This is a genomic window from Paenibacillus sp. FSL M7-0896 (genome assembly GCF_037975415.1).
Taxonomy (GTDB): domain Bacteria; phylum Bacillota; class Bacilli; order Paenibacillales; family Paenibacillaceae; genus Paenibacillus_AQ; species Paenibacillus_AQ silagei.
This window is the reverse complement of sequence record NZ_CP150250.1, coordinates 4,220,552-4,240,424: the sequence shown is the minus strand read 5'-3', so window position 1 is coordinate 4,240,424 and position 19,873 is coordinate 4,220,552. Positions and strand designations below refer to the sequence as shown.

Here is a 19,873-nt window from a genome sequence, read left to right as displayed (position 1 = left end):
TGCAGAACCCGGGCGCAAAGACCCGCAAAGCATATCTTCCTATAGGCCCGAAGCGTCATTAATCACAGAAAAGGAAAACGATTACAATTATAATGTAAGCGTTATCCATGCCTGTGTTACATGTTTACGCAGAAGGGGGAAGAAGTCTTGAGAGTGAACAAGGTTTCCTTTAACATGCTTGTGATTATGGGTTTTAGCATTCAGTACGCATTGATGCATCTTTTTTCGGCAGGCGAGGTCATCGCCATATCATCGGCTGAGCTTATTATTTATATGGCATTCACCTTTGCCGGACTCGGCAGATTCTTTCGGCGAAGAAGACAGGTGCTGAACGAGCATGGATGCGGGTCTGCCGGACTGTTTTTCAGCGTATTATGGACGGTCTCCCTGTGCTCCCAGTTCCGGAAAGAGAGCTACCCGGATGCGCTGACGATTATTAATTCGCTGGGGGTATCGGCTGCCGGGCTGGTGCTGCTTACCGAGATTATTATATTGCTTAAGGTCTAAGCAACCGCTTGTCAGTGAAGTTCAATCGGCATCGTCCATGTAATGTCTGCTGATCTCACGGGCTCTGTCTTGAACCAGAAGCTTCAGTTCCACCGGCTCCAGAATACGGATGGAAGTGCCGAAGCTTAACAGATACTTCGGCAGGTACTTGTTCATGGACGGAACATCGAGTAGGAACCGCGCCTCCCGGTCGTTCCGTTCCGTCAAGTAGTGACGCAGATGCCAATTGCTGCACAGCTTGTTCAGCGTATCAGGCTCCCCTTCGATGCGGATAACCGCAAGGGGGCCGTCTTCTTGCCGCTCCTCTTCCGCTTGGCTGCGGAAATAGTCAGACACCGAGAACTGCTCCGGCCGCTCGAAGCAGGCATCCGTCAGCTTAAGCGCGGCAATGCGGTCAACACGGAAGGTCCGCATTGCCCTCGACTGGTGGCAGAACGCGACGACATACCATTCGCTGCGGTCATAAGCCAGTCCATACGGATCGGCATCACGTTCATCGGCCTGCGCAGAATTCACCTTATGGTAGGTGAGGTGTACGGTCCGCCCGTCCTTCACAGCCAGCTCCAGCTCCCGCAGCAAAGGGACGACAGACGGCGGACGGGACGGGGCAATGACATCGAGGCCGCTGGTTAGCAGCGACAAGTCATGGCGCTGTTCTTCCTGCAATCCATTCTCCACCTTCTTGAGGGCGCTCTCCAGCTCCTTCGCATAAGGATAACCTGCGCCTACCGCGAATTTATAAGCATCTACCAGTGCCTTCAGCTCTAGCGTGTTGAAGAACAGGGGCGTCTCACTGAAGCTCTCCAGAATATGGACTCCGCCGTCATGCCCGGATTCCGCAACCACCGGGACGCCGCTGGCGCCAAGCGCGTCGATATACCGGTACACGGTACGGACGCTGATCTCCAGACTGTCCGCAATCTGTGCGGCAGTGAGTTTTTTGCCGGACCGCAGCATCCATAGCATAGTCAGCATATTATCCCATTTTGCCATTTGAATCTCTCTCCCAGGTCCGCTTTTCATCCAACTGATGAATGCGGGCATTTTTTTCTCAGTCTACCATGTAATATTCTGCTGTTCCATCCGCTTTATGCTATGATGTGGAATATGGTATTTTCTGAGAGAGGAGGGGGCACTTTATGATCACTTTTAAAAAAATCATGCAGATTATTGGTCTTAGCGTTCTGGTCACGGGTGTTGCTCATTCCCCGGCCCCGGCTGCCGCAGCTTCCGGTTCCACCCAATCCGCCCAATTACCCGCGATTCATATCTATCTGAATAACTCGCCGATCACTACCACCGCAGGGGGAGCCACACTGATGAATGGTACCGTGATGCTCTCACTGGACAAGCTATATGTCAGCGGGGCTACAATTAGTTATGATGAACATACGAGGATGATCACCATTAACAACCTGCTCACGACAGGCAGCATGAAGATCGGAAGCCGGATTGCCACCGTGAACGGGAAGCAGATCACCTATTCCGCTGCCTTCCAGCAAGTGAATATGCAGCTATACATACCTTTGCGGTTCGTTAATGATGCCATTGGCGGCACAATGGACTGGAATGCCAATAAACGTGAAGCGTTCATCAGCCGTCCCAATTTTGTCTGATGCTGGTAGGAACGCCAGAATATAACTATGTTATCGAAGGAATAGGATGAAAATGTAAAAAGATAATAAATTTGTAGACTGAGAAAATAAAGTATTAGACTGTCAATACTTCATTAAGCTAACGGGCAGGTTAGTTTAATCGCTTTGTAAGTACCTTTAAGTAAATAAATTCACACAAGAAGGAAAGTACAGGAAAAAAGTAGAATAAAGATACAACTTTACCGTATTTGGAGGCCGTGAAATGGAGTTTCCGACACATATTGTATCGGCAGGCGGAATTGTAGAAGATGGAAATGGAAATGTCCTATTAGTAAAAGCCCATGACGATGGTTGGGTGTATCCTGGTGGGATAACTGAAGTTGGAGAAAACCTGATTAATGGTGTGATTCGTGAAATCAAAGAGGAAAGTGGAATAGACGCCACTGTTAGCCATTTAGTAAGTATTGTTTCGAATACAGCGATCCATAAGTGGCATGACGGTGTGACTGATGTTCCTACGAAGGTCATGTTTGATTTCGTCTGCAAAGCTGTGGGTGGAGAGTTAGCTACTTCTGATGAAACGAGCGAGTGTAGGTGGGTTCCAAAGGAAAATGTTCTGGATTTGATTACTTTACCCGCAATCCGCTTGCGCTATGAAGCTTATTTGAACTTTAACGGCTCAGTGAATTATATGGAGTACTTCACTGCGTCAACGTCAGAATGTAATGTCAAGCTTCAAAGGCGCGTTTAGTTATACTAAGGCTTGTATTTTAAAAATCTTTGCATTAACGGGAAACATTAGTTTAGCGAACTAAGAGAATGAGGAGAAATACTGAATGGGACAAGGATACGTTTTAGTGAATAAAAGCAAAGGAGAAATAATAAGCTTTGCACACCTCCCAGTGAGCAAAGCCAGGGAGTTAACCGGAAACCCCGTAACAGCAGCCATGACGACCTGGTATCTTTTGAGTAATATAGGCGATCAAATTAATTTTATTGAAGAGGAACATGTAGTGGACGACTACCGTGATGTAACCAATCGGCTCATTGACGATTTGATTAAAAGTCAGATTATAGAAGACGACGGGATAGAGGTATTTGACCCAAGTAAGCCTGAAATATTCATTCGGCTGTTGAGGAATACATGGATGGATTGTTGAGCTACCGGAAAACTTTAGCTCAGACATGATAGGGCAGCCGGTCAGTAAACGTGATCAGCTGTTCTTTTTTAACTAAATGGTAGGTTAGTTGCTGTCAATGGAAGAGGATATAAAAAATTGAGAATGGAGGTATTATGTGAAATCTAACTTGGAGAAGGAACTAAAGAAAATATGTATAGACCTTTCTGTGAAGTTAAGGGGAAACGGGGGTGGGGATGGGAATGCTTTAATTGATTATGACTTGATTCTACATCTTCATACAACATTGGATGCCTACAAGGAATCGATTCATAAAGAAGAAATGGTTTCTAAAGAAATAGTGTGGTCTCTTTTTTATACCTGCAGTAGGTTCTATATACAAAGTCAATATTCTAAAAACACCTCAGATCTCATGGCTGAATTTGGGAAATTAAACCATAAGTTGCTTCGTGTTTTTGATAATTACGACACTTATTAAGTATTTACTGCTCCATGGCATAGAGCCTCTTTATATAGTTATAATTAGAGTGAAGTTTAATCCAAAGAAGTATTATAGTAGCTTGAGCTAACGGGAAACGTTAGTTTAATAGAGCAGGCAGATTAAAACCTCTCTCTAGAAGTAAACTAGATTTAATAGTTTCTAAAGGGAGGTTTTCTTATGAACTTAAATGAGTTGTGGAATTTGTATGAGGCTGACAAATAGATTCAAGGGTTCAGTCCAAAAACATTAAAAGCATACGCTTTTCAGCACAAGATGCAGTACTGGCGCTAGGCAATCTCGATGTCACAGAGGTAACGTTAAGTACACTGAAGGAGTACTTGGCAAAGCAAGCAGTTCGTTTGAAGCCAAACGGCCGTGGTCATCGAATTCGTTTTGTTCGTTCTCTTTTCCGCTATGCTTATGAAGAGACGTATCTGATTTCAAATCCTTCTTTGAAATTGAGAGAACCCAAGTTAGAAAAGATCAACATCGAAGATCTAAACTGGGAGAACTGCTCAGCAATCGTAAATGGCAAGGGATATCGCTTTCGACATACATATGCATGCCAACTCCTTGATAATGGTGCTCCCTTAGACTTCATTCAAGGATTGCTCGGTCATGAGAAGGCATCGACCACTCAAATATACGCGACGGATCAGCTTTAGAATCCGTCGCCATTCAACTAAAGAGCAGTTAAGACCTTTATGAGGTGTTGTGGTATTAAATGTAATTATGGGTTATAAAATAAATGGACTATTTGATTGGGGGAATCAAAATATGGAACGTAAAATTCAACTAATGGAAACCTACGTAAATATCGACTTTGGAAACTCACCCTTTTTAAAATTAGATAAAGGGTTGCAAATTCCATACTCTTCAATCACAGGAATAACAACAGGTAGACCGATACCAAATGCTTTTAAACTATATGGTGCTTTATTAGGAGAAATGAGAAATGGGTTATTTAGATCAAACGGTGGTTATCAACTGCACTTTTTTGAAAATGAGCTTGAAACTCTTCATTTAGATTTGAATAGCTTTAAAGTTGGTAAGTTCAAAATATCAAAGTTGATCATTGGTGTTGAAAATCCTGAAGAAATAAGTAAAAATATTTCCGAACGAGTGAAGTGATAATTTTTGATGAACTGTTTATTGAACGAACGGGAAACGTTAGTTGAACGAACACAGCGGTAGTCCAAGACTTTATTTATCAAGTCTTAGACTGCCGCTGCTTTTATTAATGGATCACTCTAAAACTTATTTTTCAAAAGCTAACGATTCTTCTATTCAAGAACCGCATTGAAATCCGTTGGATATGAAGAGATTTAAATCCGATGGCCTTACATTCGCAGGGAGTAGTGAGGGGGAATCAGAACTGCGGTTTGAGTTCACCGGTAGGAAGAAGGAGAAGAAGGATACATGAACAAGCTCCTGTGTGCATCGCAGGGGTTTGTTTTTGTATGTGTTCAATTTCTCATTGATATTTAATTTTAATAAAATAATAATTATGTTGAAATAATATTTCAGTAATGGTATTCTGCATTTAGAGAGCGATTTCATAAACGGAAAAGGATGATGGAAATCATGTTAGAGCATTTGACAACGGAGACCCGCAATAAGAAGACCATGAACCTGGATGAGTTAACACCGCTTGAGCTTCTGGAAGTGATGAATGAAGAAGATCACAAGGTCGCACAAGCTGTGAAACAAGTCATTCCGCAGATTGCCGAAGCTGTGGAAGTGATTACAATGGCGATCAGACAAGGTGGACGCTTAATTTATATGGGGGCTGGAACAAGCGGACGTATCGGCCTGCTGGATGCTGTTGAATGTCCGCCAACCTTTGGAACAGCACCTGAGGAGGTCATCGGGCTAATTGCCGGGGGGGAGAGAGCGTTTATCAAAGCCGTCGAAGGTGCGGAGGACAATGAACAATTAGGGGTGCAGGATCTACAGGATATTAAGCTGACAGCCAAAGATGTTGTCGTCGGCATTGCCGCTAGCGGACGCACACCCTATGTGATCGGCGGATTAGAATATGCGAATTCTATTGGAACACCCACTGTAGCTGTGAGCTGCAACAAAGATTCAGCGATTGGCAGAATTGCCGGGATTGCGATTGAAGTCGTAAACGGACCGGAAGTGTTAACCGGGTCAACACGTTTGAAGGCGGGGAGTTCGCAGAAATTAATCTGCAATATGCTTTCCACCGCTTCGATGATTCGTACGGGCAAAGTATATGGAAATTTAATGGTGGATGTACAGCTGACCAATGAAAAGCTTGTAGAACGTGCCAAACGGATTGTGATGGATGCGACAGAGTGTGACGCTGAAACGGCAGAGCGTGTTCTGAAGCAGGCGGATCAGAAGCCGAAGATTGCCATTGTGATGATCCTTGCGGGGCTAACTAAGGAAGAAGCTGTGCAGCGGCTGGAAGAATCACAAGGCTTCGTCCGTCAGGCGATTCAATAATACGATAAGAAGAAGGGGGCTACAACATGAGTAAATATCATGATTTAGCGGTCAACATATTAGGGGCCATCGGCGGCCGTGCAAATGTATCCGAGTACACCCATTGCATGACTCGTCTTCGTGTAACCGTTGTGGACCGCAGCCGGATCGCTGAAGCGGACTTGAAGCAAATCGACGGGGTTCTGGGAGTAGTGGATGATGAAACCTATCAAGTCATTCTCGGACCGGGAATTGTAACCAAGGTCGCTGAAGAATTCGGTAAAGTGTTGGAAGCAAGCAGTCCTGAGGGCGATCCGTCAACTTCGGCTGAACAATTACAGGCCAAAGGCGCACAAATGAAAGCGCAGCTAAAAAAGAAGAATGATACGCCGTTCAAAAACTTTTTGCGGAAGATCGGAAATATATTCATCCCGCTTATCCCTGCATTCGTGGGAGCCGGATTAATTGCCGGTATTGGCTCCATTCTGACGAACAATATGACAGCGGGTAATTTAGACACAGCAACCTGGCAGCAATATGTGACGATCTTAAATGTTATCAAAAATGCGATTTTCAGTTACCTGGTGATTTATGTCGGTATTAACGCTGCCAAAGAATTCGGAGCTACGCCTGCTCTCGGGGGAGTAATCGGCGGGGTAACACTGTTAACAGGGGTTACAGCGGACCTGACCATTACTAATATATTTACGGGTACACCTCTGACACCGGGTCAAGGCGGGGTGATCGGGGTTCTCATCGCCGTATGGATTCTGTCCATCGTGGAGAGATATTTGCGTAAAGTGATTCCTGATGCGGTTGATATTATCGTTACCCCTACAATTGCCTTGCTGGCCGTAGGACTGATTACAATCTTTTTCATCATGCCGTTCGCCGGATTCATCTCCAGTAATCTAATCGGAGCGATTAACTGGACGTTAGAAGTGGGCGGAGCATTCTCAGGCTTTGTATTAGGAACAGCGTTCCTGCCGCTGGTTATGTTAGGGCTGCATCAGGTATTGACGCCGATTCACATTGAGATGATCAATGATTCAGGGATGACGCTGTTGCTTCCGATGCTGGCTATGGCCGGGGCAGGTCAGGTTGGGGCTTCCATCGCCTTATGGATTCGCTGCAAGAAGAATAAATCATTGACGAACATGATTAAAGGCGCTCTTCCGGTCGGTATTCTGGGAATCGGCGAGCCATTGATTTACGGGGTTACTTTACCACTGGGCCGTCCGTTTGTTACAGCTTGTATTGGCGGCGGGATTGGTGGTGCGGTCATTGGATTATTCGGCAACGTTGGAGCCATTGCTATTGGTCCTTCCGGAGTTGCGTTAATTCCCTTGATTGCGAATGGATTATGGCTGAAATACGTCATAGGCTTAATTGCAGCATACGCTGGCGGATTCATTGCCACTTATCTATTCGGTACACCCAAAGAGGCTATGGCAGAACAGGATTAAGCGACTCTGAGATATGAGGTGATTCCAGTGCTCGGAATTTCAATTTTTGTGGCGGACCGCACGTTAGAAGACAACGTGAAGTATATGGAACACATGAAGGCTGCAGGCTGTACCGAAATATTCACCTCTCTTCATATGCCGGAGGATGAGTTCGGAGCATTGAAGGAGAAGCTGCTGGAGATCGCAAAGGCTGCCCGGCGGTTAGGAATGGAACTGATGGCGGATATTTCCGGTAAGGCATTGGAGAACTTTTCGTTACCCTTCCTGTTGGAGGCTGGTGTTACAGGTTTGCGGATGGATTTTGGATTTAGCGCCGATGAAATTGCAGCCTACTCACAACAACTGAAAATTGCCTTAAATGCCAGCACCTTAACCCCAGAGTTCTTGGCTGACTTAAAAGAGCATCATATTTGTCTTGAGAACATTGAAGCCTGGCATAATTATTACCCCCGCCCGGAGACAGGTCTGGATAAAGAATCGTTCATAGCGAAGAACAGGTGTCTGCAAGCCGAAGGGATTACGACGATGGCCTTTATTCCGGGAGACGGGCTGAAGAGAAAACCGTTATTTCAAAGTCTGCCTACCTTAGAGAAGCACCGGAATCAATCTTCTTTTCTGGCCTACCTGGAATTAGAGCAAGATTGTGCCGTGGACAAAATTTTCGTTGGCGATTTAACCCTCTCAGAAGGGTCTCAGATTCAATTTCAGCGGTATGAGGAAGGGGTTATTCCTTTGCGGGTAACCCGAGAATTACCTTATGCCTTATGGGAGAAGGTCCACCGGAACCGCTTGGACGCTGCCCGTGATGTGATTCGCTCTGAGAGTGCACGGACAGATCAGGAACGTTATGGAATAAGCCCAAGTATTGCGCCTATGCATACGAACGAGCGGCCCAGAGGAACGATTACCGTAGATAATTATTTATATGGCCGTTATGAACATGAGCTACAGATCACACTAAGAGATCTGCCGGCACATGAAGCGGTTAATGTGATTGGTCATGTGATAGAAGAGGACCTTCCTCTATTGGACTACGTCAGACAAGGCGGAAGGCGGTTTAGCTTCACGGCTGCTACTTAATGATTACTCCCTTCTGTTTTGTTACAATAAGGAGAATAGACTGAGGAGAGGAGTTTAGAACTTGGCAGCAGGGAGTATGATTTCTCAAATTGAACTGGTCTTAAATGAACTGCCGGAATCCGAAAAAAAAGTAGCGGAGTACATTCTTGCCAATGCTAAAGAAGTGATGCATATGAGCATACATGAGTTAGCGGCTAAAGCGGAGGCGAGCAGTGCGGCGGTTGTCCGTTTTTGCCGGTCGCTGGGCATCGAGGGCTTCCCCGCGCTCAAAATCCGCTTATCCGCTGAAGTAGAGAACACGAGTTATGTCGGCTACTTTGATGTTGAATCCAATGAGACGGTGCATTCTATCATTGATAAAATGTTGTCCAATACCATATTGACCTTTCAGAATACGGCCAGTCAACTGGACGCACATTCGATTGAGCAGGCCGTGAGCCTGTTACAGCAGGCAGAGGTTATTTATGTGTATGGGATAGGGGCATCTTTCATTATTGCAGAGGATGCGGCACAGAAATGGCTGCGGCTCGGCAAAAATGTATATGCTATTTCTGACCGTCATTTATTGGCGGCAGCTATGGCTACGAAATCAGAGAATGCTGTCTTCTGGGGGATTTCGTATAGCGGGGAAACGGGCGAGGTCATTCAATTAACCAAACGGGCCAAGGAGCATGGGATCAAAACAATCAGCCTTACCCGACCTGGAAATAACAAGCTTTCCCAGCTGGCGGATGTTTCTTTATTTACATCACGTGCCCCGGAAGCCACACTTCGCAGTGCAGCAACCAGCTCAAGATTCGCCCAATTATTTGTGCTTGATATTGTCTTTAGCGTATATGCTTCTGCCCAGCATGATTTAACTGTGGAGCAGCTGGCGAAGACAAGGCAGATGATTGAAGTTTTGAATGATTAATGTTGAACCTCTGCATAAAAAGGGGCTGTCCTAAAGGCCATGCAATGGCTGCTTGGGACAGCTCTTTATTTTGGGGCACCCGCCCATAGGATGCTCCCAGATTCTTTACTTTCTCAAAAAATTCATACAATCGTCTGGCCTCTGAATCCTGACAGATATTGCAAGGTATCCATCGCCTTCTCCAGTCCCGGCTCATTCATCTTCAGCACCTCCCAGTGTGATGTATCGGCACCCTTCAGGAAATGATATTGCTCATTCCTCAAGCCGGAGATTGTCGATCAGGAACCGGCGCAGGCTGCTGATGAAGGTATGAGTGGCATGGCTGATGTAGCGGTCGGCCCGGTAGATCAGTCTGAGGTTGCGGCAGGGGGCAGTATTCAGGATCGGAATGGAGCAAAGTCCGCTGTTCTCCATGCCCTCAAGCAGTCCGCGCGGTTGTATGGTGCCGCCAATCCCGGCCTTGACCAACTGAAGCAGCGAGGTGGCTGATCCGGTCTCCATGATCGGTTCCAGCCCGAAGCCTGCCTCCCGGCAGGTATTCTCCACCAGCTCTCTGCCGATGTAGGTGCGCGGGTACATTACAAGCTGGATCTGCTGAAGTGATGACAGCTCAATGTGGCTCATGGCGGCATAAGGATGATCCTCACGGACAATCAGATGATAAGGCTCCCAGCCCAAGTCCACTTGAGTCAGCATGGAATCACGCGGACCCGGAAGACAGATGCCGATGTCCAGCTTGTTCTCCAGCACCTCCTGCTGAATAAGCGTTGAAGCGAAGACCTGGAGTCGGATATTCGGAAAATCGGAATGAAATTTAACCAGCATCGGAGTTAGGCGGTAGTCCAGGTCAGAGGGCAGCACCCCAATCCGGATCATGCCGCGGTTGTCGGAGCGCAGCTCATTAATCGCTGCCTTGGCATTCTGCTCATTCTGAATCATCCGGGCTGCGTAGTCCTTTAGGAGGGCCCCCGCTTCGGTAAGAGCGATTTTTTTGCCGATCCGGTCGAACAGGGGCATGCCTATTTCACCTTCCAGTACTTTAATCTGCTGGCTTAGTGTCGGTTGGCTGATACCCAGTCCCTCAGCGGCGCGTGTGAAATGCAGTTCTTCGCAGACGGCCATGAAATAGTGCAGGTGGCGGGTTTCCATGAAATTCACTTCTTTCAGGATAAGATCATAGTCAATTACTATTATAATAATACAAACAATAGTATTGATCAATATATGACATCGCCGTATACTCAGGCTAAATACAAAATACTGATATGGAGTGATGGAAATGCCTTTCTTACTATTATTCGTTGCCTTGCTGGCAGCCTCATTAAATATGCGTCCGGTAATCACTTCGGTCTCACCGCTGCTGGGTAACATTCAGAGTGATCTGGGGATGAACAGCCTGCAGGCCAGTCTGATGACAACACTGCCTGTCCTGTGTATGGGGATATTTGCACCCCTTGCCGTGAGCATCAGCCGGCGCTTCGGTCTGGAGCGCACGATCTTTGGAGCTATGGTGCTGATCGGGGCGGCGACAGCCGCACGCGGGTTCCTGTCTTCATCCGCCGGTCTCATTCTGACGGCGCTGGCAGCAGGCGTAGGGATCGGAATTGCCGGACCGCTGCTGTCCGGCTTCATTAAGCGTCATTTTCCCGGCCGCTCGGCTATGGTCAGTGTGTATTCCGCCTCAATGGTGGTGGGTGCTTCACTGGCTGCCGGGCTGGCTGTTCCGGTCTATACCTGGCTGGACAATTCCTGGCAGCTGTCCCTGGCGGTATGGGCAGTCTTGTCGCTTGCCGCACTCCCTGTCTGGTGGAGGATTGCGGCACGGTCCATGCCGCTGAAGGAGCAGGCTGCACATGCTCGGCTGCCCGTGACCAACGGCAGAGCCTGGCTGCTGACTGTGTTCTTCGGTCTTATGGCGAGCATCTTCTATTCGCTGACTGCCTGGCTGGCCCCGATGGCAGCATCCATGGGGTATAGCAAGCATGAAGCGGGCAATCTGCTCACACTGTTCACCTTGATACAGATTCCGGTAAGCATCCTTGTGCCGATCCTTGTTGCCAGATTCCAGCGGCGCACGTTATGGCTTGTGCTGTGCAGTCTGTTCGAGCTAAGCGGACTGCTGCTCCTTCTGGGCTCAGCCTCACCTCTGCTGAGCGCAGTGCTGCTCGGCATTGGCGCTGGCGGATTATTCCCGCTGGCTCTAATGCTGCCGCTCTTAATGACGGAGCGGGCGGAAGAGGCCAGCTCCTGGTCGTCGCTTAATCAGGGGGGCGGGTATTTTCTCGGAGCTTTGGGACCGCTCGCGGTTGGCCGTATCTACGATGCCTCGGGTTCATTCCAGCCCGCGCTGATCGGCATGGCTGTGGTCACTGTACTTATGATCGCGGTACAACTGATGATAGGCAGAAGCTCCCGCGAGGGCAACGCCCTAAGGAACGGTTAGGTTGCCCATGCGGCATCCCCTCGGAATTCTAGGTCCATACGCACCGGCAAGGTATTATTTAAAATAGAATGGATATGTTCTGGAGTCCCCGCAATTTTGTTGTATAGGCAATTATGATTTTGATCTATAGTGGATAAGGGAGTAAAAAGTTGGGGATAAGTGTTCTGCTGAAGGGGAATAAGGAGGTGCATTAGTGCCCCCGAATTCACTGAATTCCGGCCAAATGGGCAAATGGGGGGCATTAGTGCCCCCGAATTCGCTGAACGCGGGCCAAATGGGCAAATGGGGGGCATTAGTGCCCCCGAATTCGCTGAACGCGGGCCAAATGAGCAAATGAGGGGCATTAGTACCCCCCATCACGCTGGGTGCAGCTAAACGCAGGCGAACGGAGGAGGGGCAGGTTACCTTAAAGGCTGCACGGGCCGCATAAGTTTGTACATCATCACCCGTTAGGGTGATTTTGTTGTTTAGCTTCCGGTCTTCGCATAAGGCAGAACAACAACCGTCTCGTACTTCCCGGGTTTGACTGTGGTCCTCAGATGCCCGCCGTATTTGCCCGTAACCTTCTGAATATTACTTAAGCCGATTCCGTGAAGTTCTGGATGGGCCCGGCGGCATGGCGCTGCTGTGCTGGCGGGAGCGGCAATGGAGTTGCCAATATAGATAACGAGGGCATTGTTGTTCGAATGGATATGAAGCTGAATGGATCTGTTCTGTGCCGGCCGGACCTGTCTCGCAGCATCTATGGCATTATCCAGAAGGTTGCCAAGTACTATACACAGATCGTAGCGTTCTATGTCAACAGGTGCACCGGAGAGCTGTACCTTATGCTGCATGGCAATATTCAGGTCAGAGGCGACGTTAATCGCATGGCTGACCAAGGCATCCACCGCCAGGTTGCCGGTAGTGATAGTGTTGCAGGAGGCCTCAATCTGTTGCAAAATCCCGTTAATATGATCTGCGCCTTCTGCCGCATGACCTGCTTCAATACAGGCGCGTATGTATACCAGTTGCTTGTTGATATCATGAATGATTCGCTTGATGTCCATGAAGGAATGTAAGGTGTCCTGATAGCTGAGCTCCTGGGCTTCAAGCTGTCTGTGCAGACGGCCATTCAACTCCGCCAGCCGGGCAGCCTCATTCCTCCTCCTGAACCATAAGACCATCGTTATCCTCTCCCTTGAATTTCTTCCAGCACATACCCCGCATAGACATCCTTGAAGGCCTTCGACTGGGAACGTCCAATCGGATATTCTTCATCACTGGACATGATTACGGAGTTCGCGTTGAATCTGCGGACATGCTCCAGATTGACAATAATGGAACGGTGAATCAGCAGGAACGGATTGCCAAGCTTGTCCGAATAGCTCTGCAAGGTGCCATTGATGAGGTATTCCCGGGAGACAGTAATGAGCTTCAGCTTGTTTTGGGCGAGGGAATGCTTGATTTTGACAATAGCAATAATATCGGGCCGCCGCAGCACCACCTGATCATCCTCTACCTTAATGGTGAAGAAGCGGTTCGGGCTGGAATGAATATAGCTGCACAGCTTAAGTATTTTGTCCTGGAATAATTCATAAGGGACCGGCTTGAGCAGGTATTGGAAGGTCTGAACGTCAAAGCTGTCCATCATGTATTCAGGATAGCTGCTCAGGAAGATAATTTGCACATCGCGGTCGGGCAAAGAGCGGATCGCCTGGGCGGTCTCAATTCCGCTGATTCCGGCCATTTCGACATCCAGAATCAACAGGTGATAGGTGTATTCTCCCTGCATGGCCTTGTAATGCTGCAGCAGCTGTTCGCCGGAAGAGAAGCAGTGGACATCAAATGAATAGTTGGTCGACAGCGACAGCAGCTTGAAGTATTGCTTCACCTTGTCTAGAACCTTGGCATCATCATCGCACACGCCTACATGAAACAATTCTATCTCTCCTTTTAAGTGGCTTCATTCCTCATAGATTGGCAATAAATTGGATCAGGGAATGCGTTTGCATGCCTTATTATACCATTAACATACATAATGTTCCATAAAGTGAAAGAATGCGTTATATTGAATTCAGAAGAGATGCAAGAGATCAATGATAGATTAAAATGTGAAACAAATCACGTTATGTCGTGATATCAAGCAACAACAATCTGTAATTTCCCGTAAGGATGTGAGTGAATGAACGCAAGCACGTTATTGTCCAAAGTCAATGTGATCCATGAGGATCTTGGTGAGGAATCACTGGTGATGGACCGTAATCATGAGATGTTCTTCTTGAATCAGACCGCCAAGTATTTGTGGGAGCACTGCAATGGACGAACAGTATCCGAGGTTGCCGGTATGCTCCATGACCAGTGTCTGGAGAAGGACCAGCTTGAATTAAGCGATATTATTACGGACTGTATTGGCGCATTTGAAGAGCTGGAGCAGAGAGGTTTCGTGAAAATAAGGAAATGAGGTGCTAGTGTGGAATTGTTATCCCCAGCCAAGAGCTTTAGGTTAGGCGGTTGTTATCTGGAGATCACTTCAAACTGTAACCTGCGCTGCCTGCATTGCTATAACGAATCCGGCGTTCTGCAGGATCAGATTGATATGCCTACCTTCATGAGCATCATTAATGATCTGCCGGATCATCCCGATACAAGCATTACCATCTCCGGGGGAGAACCGACTTCGCATCCTTTGTTCTGGGATTTCATGGAGGCGCTGCAGGAGAAGCAGTTCGGTATGGTGCTGGTGATCACTAACGGCACTTATATCACCCGGGAGGTTGCTGAGAAATTCGCTGCCTGCAAAGTGGCCATACAGCTGAGTGTGAATGGTTCGCGAGCGGAGATTCATGATCAGTTATGCGGACGCGGCAGCTTTAACCAGACGATGCTGGGCCTTACGCATTTAATCGATGCCGGTATGAGCGAACGGATTCTGATCCGCAGCGTGCTTACAGGCTTCAATAAGGATGACATCGTTCCTCTGCTGAAGATGGTTGCTGAGCTTGAGATTCCCCAGGCTGAGATTGCGAGCCTCAGTAACCTGGGCCGGAGTGAAGATAACCGGAGCAACTTATACCTGGACATTCTGGAGAAGTCTGCACTGGTGGAGCGTCTGGAGCGGCATCCGGAGGTTGTGGAACTGATGGACAGCGGTATGAAGATCACATTGCCCGATGATTTTACAGGAGCCTGTCCGTTGTTAAGTGGAGTGACCGAAGATGCTGACCGGATTCCGTTAACACCGAGAATAGATTCTTCCGGTAATGTATTCCTGTGCCAATTATTCACGGACGTCCAGTATGCGATCGGTAATGTGAATGAGACCAGCCTGTCCTCCATGCTTGAGTCTCAGCAAATCGTGAACCTCGTCAAGTTCATGCAGGTGGGACAGAATTATATGAACCAATGCCAGAGCTGTATATGGAATGGGACTTGCGGCAAGGGGTGCGTGGCACTCGCTGTAGCCAATGGAGGCTCGATTCAGGATACGGACGGCTGCTGCAAGGTAAGAACGAAATATTATGTCTCTGAGCTGAAGAAGAACAGAAAGGCTCTAGTGCCGCAGTAATTCGTTGCACAGCGACTTGAAGGGAGGTGAGAACATGAGCTATATCAGACCTATGATTGAAAAAGCAAGCACAGATTCAATGATCACTCCTGCAGCTTGTACGAATGGTTTCAGCTGTCCGAAAACATTTAACTGCGGAAGCTACTCCTGTAAGAAAAACTTTAAATGCGGAAACTGGTAAACCCTGATCCGCGGCATACTTAATAAGTTCCATATGACCCGACAAGAACATGGTTATTTCCTATAATCATGTTCTTTTCTAAGAAAGGGAGGGGGAGCGCTTGAAGGAATATAAATGGGTTCTGTCCATCTTTTTCAGACAACAGCCGGTAACCATGGTATCCATCCTCCTGCTCTATATCTTAATGTACGCCCTGCAGCCCTTGGAGCTGCTCCTGATGGGGCGGATCATCGTCAGCCTGGGGCATCCGTCCGGGGTGATGTCTATTGCCATCCTCATTATTGCCTATATCCTCGTGTACTCCTTGAAGAATATTCAATACTCCTTTTCGCTGCTGTTCATAGAATTGCTGGAGAATAAGGTCGGTGCACTGCTGCAAAGACAGATGTTCACCGCTATTGCCAAAGCAGATTTAGACAAGCTGGATCAGGCGGATTATCTGCTGCAAATTGAGCGGGCGAAGGACACTTTATGGTACAAACTCACGAATGCCGTTAACGATGTATTCCATTTCCTCGGGTCCATTGCCGGCTTCTGCATGTCTGTATGGATTATTGCCAGGCTGGGGGTTCTGTATGTAGCGGCCTTTATTGTGCTGGGGCTGCTCTATAACTATTTTGTGAAGCGCAACACGGAGGAACATATTGCTGTGATGAAGCGGCAGGAGCATGAGGACCGCAAGCTGAACTATTTAAGCCGTCTCATGCAAGACCGGAGCAACCAGAAGGAGATTAGGAGTTTTCAGATTTATGAGTGGCTGGAGTCGAAGCGGCTCTCCAAATTCGATGAGATCAGAGACCTGAATATGGCCTTCAGTCTGAAATGGACGGTGATTGGCTGCATATGGTCGGGGCTGATGCTGGGCCTGGAGAACAGCACACTGCTGTTCATGTGTTATGCTGTGGCATTGACAACGCTGAGCCTGGATCAGCTGATCGTATTAACTCAAGGGCAGGGTCAGATCATTGAGGGGGTCAATTCCTTCGCCGAGTTCTTCTCCGAAGCCCGCAAGAATACCATCTACATCAAGGAATTTAGAGACTTGATTACACCGGAGACACAAGCAGCAGAGACTCCTCACCAGCCTTCTTCGGTCTTAACCAGAAACAGGATGGCGATGGAGCTGCACGATGTCTCTTACTCATACGGCAATTCCCCCGCAGTTTTGAAGAATATTAATCTGCACATCGGCAGAGGTGAGAACATTGTCCTTGTCGGTGAGAACGGCAGCGGCAAGAGCACTCTGGCCAAAATTATGGCCGGTCTGCTGAAGCCGACGGAAGGCAGAGTCCACAGTTACTGTAAGACATCGACCGCAGCTTTTCAGGATTATGCCAAATTCGAATTCTCGGTCCGGGATAATGTCGGTCTGGGCGATGTAGCGAGTATCAACGACAACGATAGAGTCACAGAAGCAACGGTGAAAGGCCAGATTCACCAGGTCATCCAGCAATATCCCAAAGGACTGGACACGATTCTGGGCAAAAAGTTCGATGCGGACGGAATCGAGATGTCGGAAGGCCAGTGGCAGAAGGTAGCGATCAGCCGGGCGTTCATGCCCGAGGCCGATTTTATTATCTTCGATGAACCGTCTGCTTCCCTGGATGCGTTGTCGGAGATTCAGCAGTTCCGCAATATCGGCAAATATTTTCGCGGCAAAAGTGTTGTGCTCATCTCCCACCGGATCGGAATTGCCAAGCTCGCCGACAGAATCGTATTTATGAAGCAGGGGGAGATCGTGGAAGCAGGCACCCATGCTGAGCTGATGCAGCTGAAGGGGGAATATTGCAGCTTCTTCAGGAATCAGGCCAAATGGTACGATACGGGAGATCAGGTCATATGACAACGAAAATGCTGGTTCATGTCCGTAACCTCAAGCTGATCATTAAGCTGTTCTGCACCAAAGATCTGTACCTGTCACTGGCACTTATGGCGCTCAGCGCATGGCTGGCCCCGCTTGGAGCCTGGCTCTATAAGCTCCTGATCGATGGCCTCGCTATCGTCCAGTCCGCATCTGCCGTAACGCACAAGCTGCTGATCCTTATCGCTGGATATACCGTGCTGAAGATTGCACTGGAAGGGATAGAGCATATTACTGCGCATGTTAATAATCGTCTGAAGTATAACATTAACCGTGAATTCATCAGACAGGTGAACAAGAAGCTGTCTGTTATTGATATGGAAGAGCTGGAGAACCCGGCCGTCTACGATCTGCTGGAGCGGGTCCAGTCCAATGTGAACAAGGGGATTCTGGCTTACGTCAACAACTCATTGTCTGTCGTGCTCCCTGTCTTCTCCATGTTCTCCTTTATAGTGCTGCTGTTGAATATTAAATGGTATTTCCCCGTAATTGCGGTGCTTGCCACCATTCCTTATCTGTTGCTGATGGATGCACAGGGCAAGCGGAGCTACTTCCAGGCGGTTGAACAGAGCAAGCCGCTGCGGCGGTTGAACTATATGTACGATGTGCTGACAAGCAGAAGATATGCCAAGGAGATCCGTATGTTCGGATTGATTGATTATTTCAATGACCGCACGGAAGAGATCCGAAGCGAGGTATGGAGAGAGAAGTTCAAGCTGCTGCTGCATTATACACTGGGCGGAGCGCTTGTCGATCTATTGCGGAACATTGCGCTGGGTATCTGTCTGCTCATTACTTGTCTAGGCGTTATAGATAATCGAATGAGTATAGGCGATGTTATGCTGGTGATTACTGCGATGCAGGCCATAACAGGCGCTCTGAGCAGTATGGTGATTAAAATCAGTTCCATGAACAATTACACGCTGTATATGGAAGATATGCTGAATTTCCTAGATCTTCCTGAGGATGCCGGTGGCGGTCATAAGACGCTTGCAGATGCATCAACTATTCAGTTCAAGCAGGTGGATTTCAAATACCCGGGCAGCGGGAACCTTACACTGAAAAATATTGAACTAACCATCCATAAAGGCGAGAAAATTGCCTTAGTGGGCGAAAACGGCAGCGGTAAAACGACCTTCATTCATATGCTGCTCGGCCTGTACAAGCCGACTTCAGGCGAAGTATTAATCGGAGGAGACCCGCTGGCTGATGTCATTGATTCGTTCAGGAGGAAGACGGTCTGTGTATTTCAGAATTTCATTAAATACCAGTTCTCGGTTGCGGATAATATCCGGGCGGGGAATTTCGGACAAGCGTTCCAGAAGCAGTCCTTGCATATCTTTAATATGGATGCCTTCATCGATCATCTGCCCCAAGGCCTGGATACCCAGCTAGGCCAGCTGGAGAACAATGATCTGGAGCTGTCGGGCGGACAATGGCAGCGGCTGGCGATTGCCAGGGCGCTGAGCAGGGCAGACAGCGAGATTCTGATCATGGACGAGCCGACAGCCAGCCTGGACCCCAAGGTGGAGACGCAGATCTACGAAGAGTTCTCGGCGTTGTGTGAGAACAAGACGACCATAATGATCTCACACCGTCTGGGCGTAACGCGGCTCTGTGATATTATCTATGTTTTTGACCAGGGGGAGATCTGTGAAGCGGGCTCGCACACAGAACTGATGAACCGGCGGGGGAAATATTATCAGATGTATACGGCCCAGAGCTATTTGTATGCTTAATAACATGGAATAAACAAGTAGTAAAAGGATATAATTGACATTAGGTGACTACTGGAGTAGTATTGGGATATGACTACTGCAGTAGTCAAACGAAGGGAGGCTGGTGCATGGAGATTAAGCTGTATGATTCCGAGCTGAAGGTCATGGAGATTCTATGGAGGGAAGGCAAGCTGCCCGCAGGGGATCTGGCTGCCATTCTGAATCAGGAGACTGGTTGGAACAGAAATACGACCTATACAGTGATCAAGAAGCTGATTGCCAAGGATGCTGTAGAGCGGACAGACCCAGGGTTTGTCTGCACTCCCCTGATTGCCAAGGAGCAGGTGCAGACGTATGAGACCAAAGAGCTGATTAACAAAATGTATGGCGGTTCGGCGGAGATGTTTTTTTCGGCATTTCTCAATGAGAAGAACCTCAGCAAAGCGGATATCGACAAGCTGAGGCAAATCGTGGAAAGCTTGCGCTGAGGC

The 19,873-nt window shown here is 48.0% G+C and carries 22 protein-coding genes; 17 read left to right on the top strand and 5 right to left on the bottom strand.

What is annotated here, in order from left to right; all coding sequences use genetic code 11:
* The first annotated feature begins 186 nt into the window (after positions 1–186).
* Positions 187–507 carry a hypothetical protein gene (locus MKY12_RS18285; RefSeq protein WP_339310245.1) on the top strand — a complete coding sequence of 107 codons (321 nt, stop codon included), beginning with the start codon at positions 187–189 and terminating at the stop codon, positions 505–507.
* 21 nt (positions 508–528) lie between these two features.
* On the opposite strand, the gene MKY12_RS18280 is transcribed toward MKY12_RS18285, so the two are convergent.
* Positions 529–1,500, bottom strand: a complete 972-nt coding sequence (locus MKY12_RS18280) for a YafY family protein (protein WP_339249167.1) — start codon at positions 1,498–1,500, stop codon at positions 529–531.
* 146 nt (positions 1,501–1,646) lie between these two features.
* Between MKY12_RS18280 and MKY12_RS18275 the strand changes: the two genes are divergently transcribed.
* The 10 genes from MKY12_RS18275 (at position 1,647) to MKY12_RS18230 (ending at position 9,632) form a co-directional block, all read left to right on the top strand.
* A complete protein-coding gene (locus MKY12_RS18275) occupies positions 1,647–2,123 on the top strand; it encodes a copper amine oxidase N-terminal domain-containing protein (RefSeq protein ID WP_339310244.1) in 477 nt (158 codons plus the stop codon).
* A gap of 241 nt (positions 2,124–2,364) precedes the next feature.
* The gene (locus MKY12_RS18270) at positions 2,365–2,853 is read left to right on the top strand and encodes an NUDIX domain-containing protein (protein ID WP_209869598.1); all 489 of its coding nucleotides are present in this window, start codon (positions 2,365–2,367) and stop codon (positions 2,851–2,853) included.
* An 85-nt stretch (positions 2,854–2,938) separates the two neighbouring features.
* Positions 2,939–3,262, top strand: a complete 324-nt coding sequence (locus tag MKY12_RS18265; protein ID WP_339249165.1) for a hypothetical protein — start codon at positions 2,939–2,941, stop codon at positions 3,260–3,262.
* Positions 3,263–3,410: 148 nt separating this feature from the next.
* Entirely contained in the window at positions 3,411–3,719 is a 309-nt protein-coding gene (locus MKY12_RS18260; RefSeq protein WP_339310243.1) for a hypothetical protein, read from the top strand.
* 341 nt (positions 3,720–4,060) lie between these two features.
* Complete coding sequence (locus MKY12_RS18255; RefSeq protein ID WP_339249163.1) at positions 4,061–4,387, top strand: tyrosine-type recombinase/integrase; 327 nt, start codon at positions 4,061–4,063, stop codon at positions 4,385–4,387.
* Between the two features lie 112 nt (positions 4,388–4,499).
* Positions 4,500–4,853 carry a hypothetical protein gene (locus MKY12_RS18250; RefSeq protein ID WP_339249162.1) on the top strand — a complete coding sequence of 118 codons (354 nt, stop codon included), beginning with the start codon at positions 4,500–4,502 and terminating at the stop codon, positions 4,851–4,853.
* Between the two features lie 453 nt (positions 4,854–5,306).
* Positions 5,307–6,194: an N-acetylmuramic acid 6-phosphate etherase gene (gene murQ, locus MKY12_RS18245; protein ID WP_339310241.1), complete on the top strand. Its 888-nt coding sequence runs from the start codon at positions 5,307–5,309 to the stop codon at positions 6,192–6,194.
* A gap of 26 nt (positions 6,195–6,220) precedes the next feature.
* Positions 6,221–7,639, top strand: coding sequence for a PTS transporter subunit EIIC (locus MKY12_RS18240; RefSeq protein ID WP_036733397.1), 1,419 nt, complete (start codon positions 6,221–6,223; stop codon positions 7,637–7,639).
* Positions 7,640–7,657: 18 nt separating this feature from the next.
* Complete coding sequence (locus tag MKY12_RS18235; protein WP_339310239.1) at positions 7,658–8,719, top strand: MupG family TIM beta-alpha barrel fold protein; 1,062 nt, start codon at positions 7,658–7,660, stop codon at positions 8,717–8,719.
* A gap of 61 nt (positions 8,720–8,780) precedes the next feature.
* The gene (locus MKY12_RS18230) at positions 8,781–9,632 is read left to right on the top strand and encodes a MurR/RpiR family transcriptional regulator (RefSeq protein ID WP_173132956.1); all 852 of its coding nucleotides are present in this window, start codon (positions 8,781–8,783) and stop codon (positions 9,630–9,632) included.
* 122 nt (positions 9,633–9,754) lie between these two features.
* Here the strand turns inward: MKY12_RS18230 and MKY12_RS18225 are convergent, their stop codons facing one another.
* Positions 9,755–9,895: a hypothetical protein gene (locus MKY12_RS18225; RefSeq protein WP_339310237.1), complete on the bottom strand. Its 141-nt coding sequence runs from the start codon at positions 9,893–9,895 to the stop codon at positions 9,755–9,757.
* On the bottom strand, positions 9,885–10,781 hold the full coding sequence (locus MKY12_RS18220; RefSeq protein ID WP_339310235.1) for a LysR family transcriptional regulator: 897 nt from the start codon (positions 10,779–10,781) through the stop codon (positions 9,885–9,887). The genes MKY12_RS18225 and MKY12_RS18220 overlap by 11 nt, the downstream gene beginning before the upstream one ends.
* 130 nt (positions 10,782–10,911) lie before the next feature.
* Between MKY12_RS18220 and MKY12_RS18215 the strand changes: the two genes are divergently transcribed.
* Positions 10,912–12,075, top strand: a complete 1,164-nt coding sequence (locus MKY12_RS18215; RefSeq protein ID WP_339310233.1) for an MFS transporter — start codon at positions 10,912–10,914, stop codon at positions 12,073–12,075.
* A gap of 467 nt (positions 12,076–12,542) precedes the next feature.
* Here the strand turns inward: MKY12_RS18215 and MKY12_RS18210 are convergent, their stop codons facing one another.
* Both MKY12_RS18210 and MKY12_RS18205 read right to left on the bottom strand, forming a co-directional pair.
* On the bottom strand, positions 12,543–13,241 hold the full coding sequence (locus MKY12_RS18210; protein ID WP_339310231.1) for an ATP-binding protein: 699 nt from the start codon (positions 13,239–13,241) through the stop codon (positions 12,543–12,545).
* A 2-nt stretch (positions 13,242–13,243) separates the two neighbouring features.
* Positions 13,244–13,996 (bottom strand): response regulator transcription factor, encoded by a 753-nt coding sequence (locus MKY12_RS18205; RefSeq protein ID WP_339310229.1) that lies wholly within the window; start codon positions 13,994–13,996, stop codon positions 13,244–13,246.
* 243 nt (positions 13,997–14,239) lie between these two features.
* Here MKY12_RS18205 and MKY12_RS18200 point away from each other — a divergent pair, with 243 nt between their 5' ends.
* From MKY12_RS18200 to MKY12_RS18180, 5 genes are all read left to right on the top strand, one after another.
* Positions 14,240–14,518 (top strand): PqqD family protein, encoded by a 279-nt coding sequence (locus MKY12_RS18200; RefSeq protein ID WP_209869574.1) that lies wholly within the window; start codon positions 14,240–14,242, stop codon positions 14,516–14,518.
* Between the two features lie 9 nt (positions 14,519–14,527).
* Positions 14,528–15,622 carry a radical SAM protein gene (locus tag MKY12_RS18195; protein ID WP_339310227.1) on the top strand — a complete coding sequence of 365 codons (1,095 nt, stop codon included), beginning with the start codon at positions 14,528–14,530 and terminating at the stop codon, positions 15,620–15,622.
* Between the two features lie 281 nt (positions 15,623–15,903).
* On the top strand, positions 15,904–17,646 hold the full coding sequence (locus MKY12_RS18190; protein WP_339310226.1) for an ABC transporter ATP-binding protein: 1,743 nt from the start codon (positions 15,904–15,906) through the stop codon (positions 17,644–17,646).
* Positions 17,643–19,403, top strand: a complete 1,761-nt coding sequence (locus tag MKY12_RS18185; RefSeq protein WP_339310224.1) for an ABC transporter ATP-binding protein — start codon at positions 17,643–17,645, stop codon at positions 19,401–19,403. Before MKY12_RS18190 ends, MKY12_RS18185 begins: the two co-directional genes overlap by 4 nt.
* Positions 19,404–19,510: 107 nt before the next feature.
* Positions 19,511–19,870 (top strand): BlaI/MecI/CopY family transcriptional regulator, encoded by a 360-nt coding sequence (locus tag MKY12_RS18180; RefSeq protein ID WP_209869561.1) that lies wholly within the window; start codon positions 19,511–19,513, stop codon positions 19,868–19,870.
* Positions 19,871–19,873: the final 3 nt, after the last annotated feature.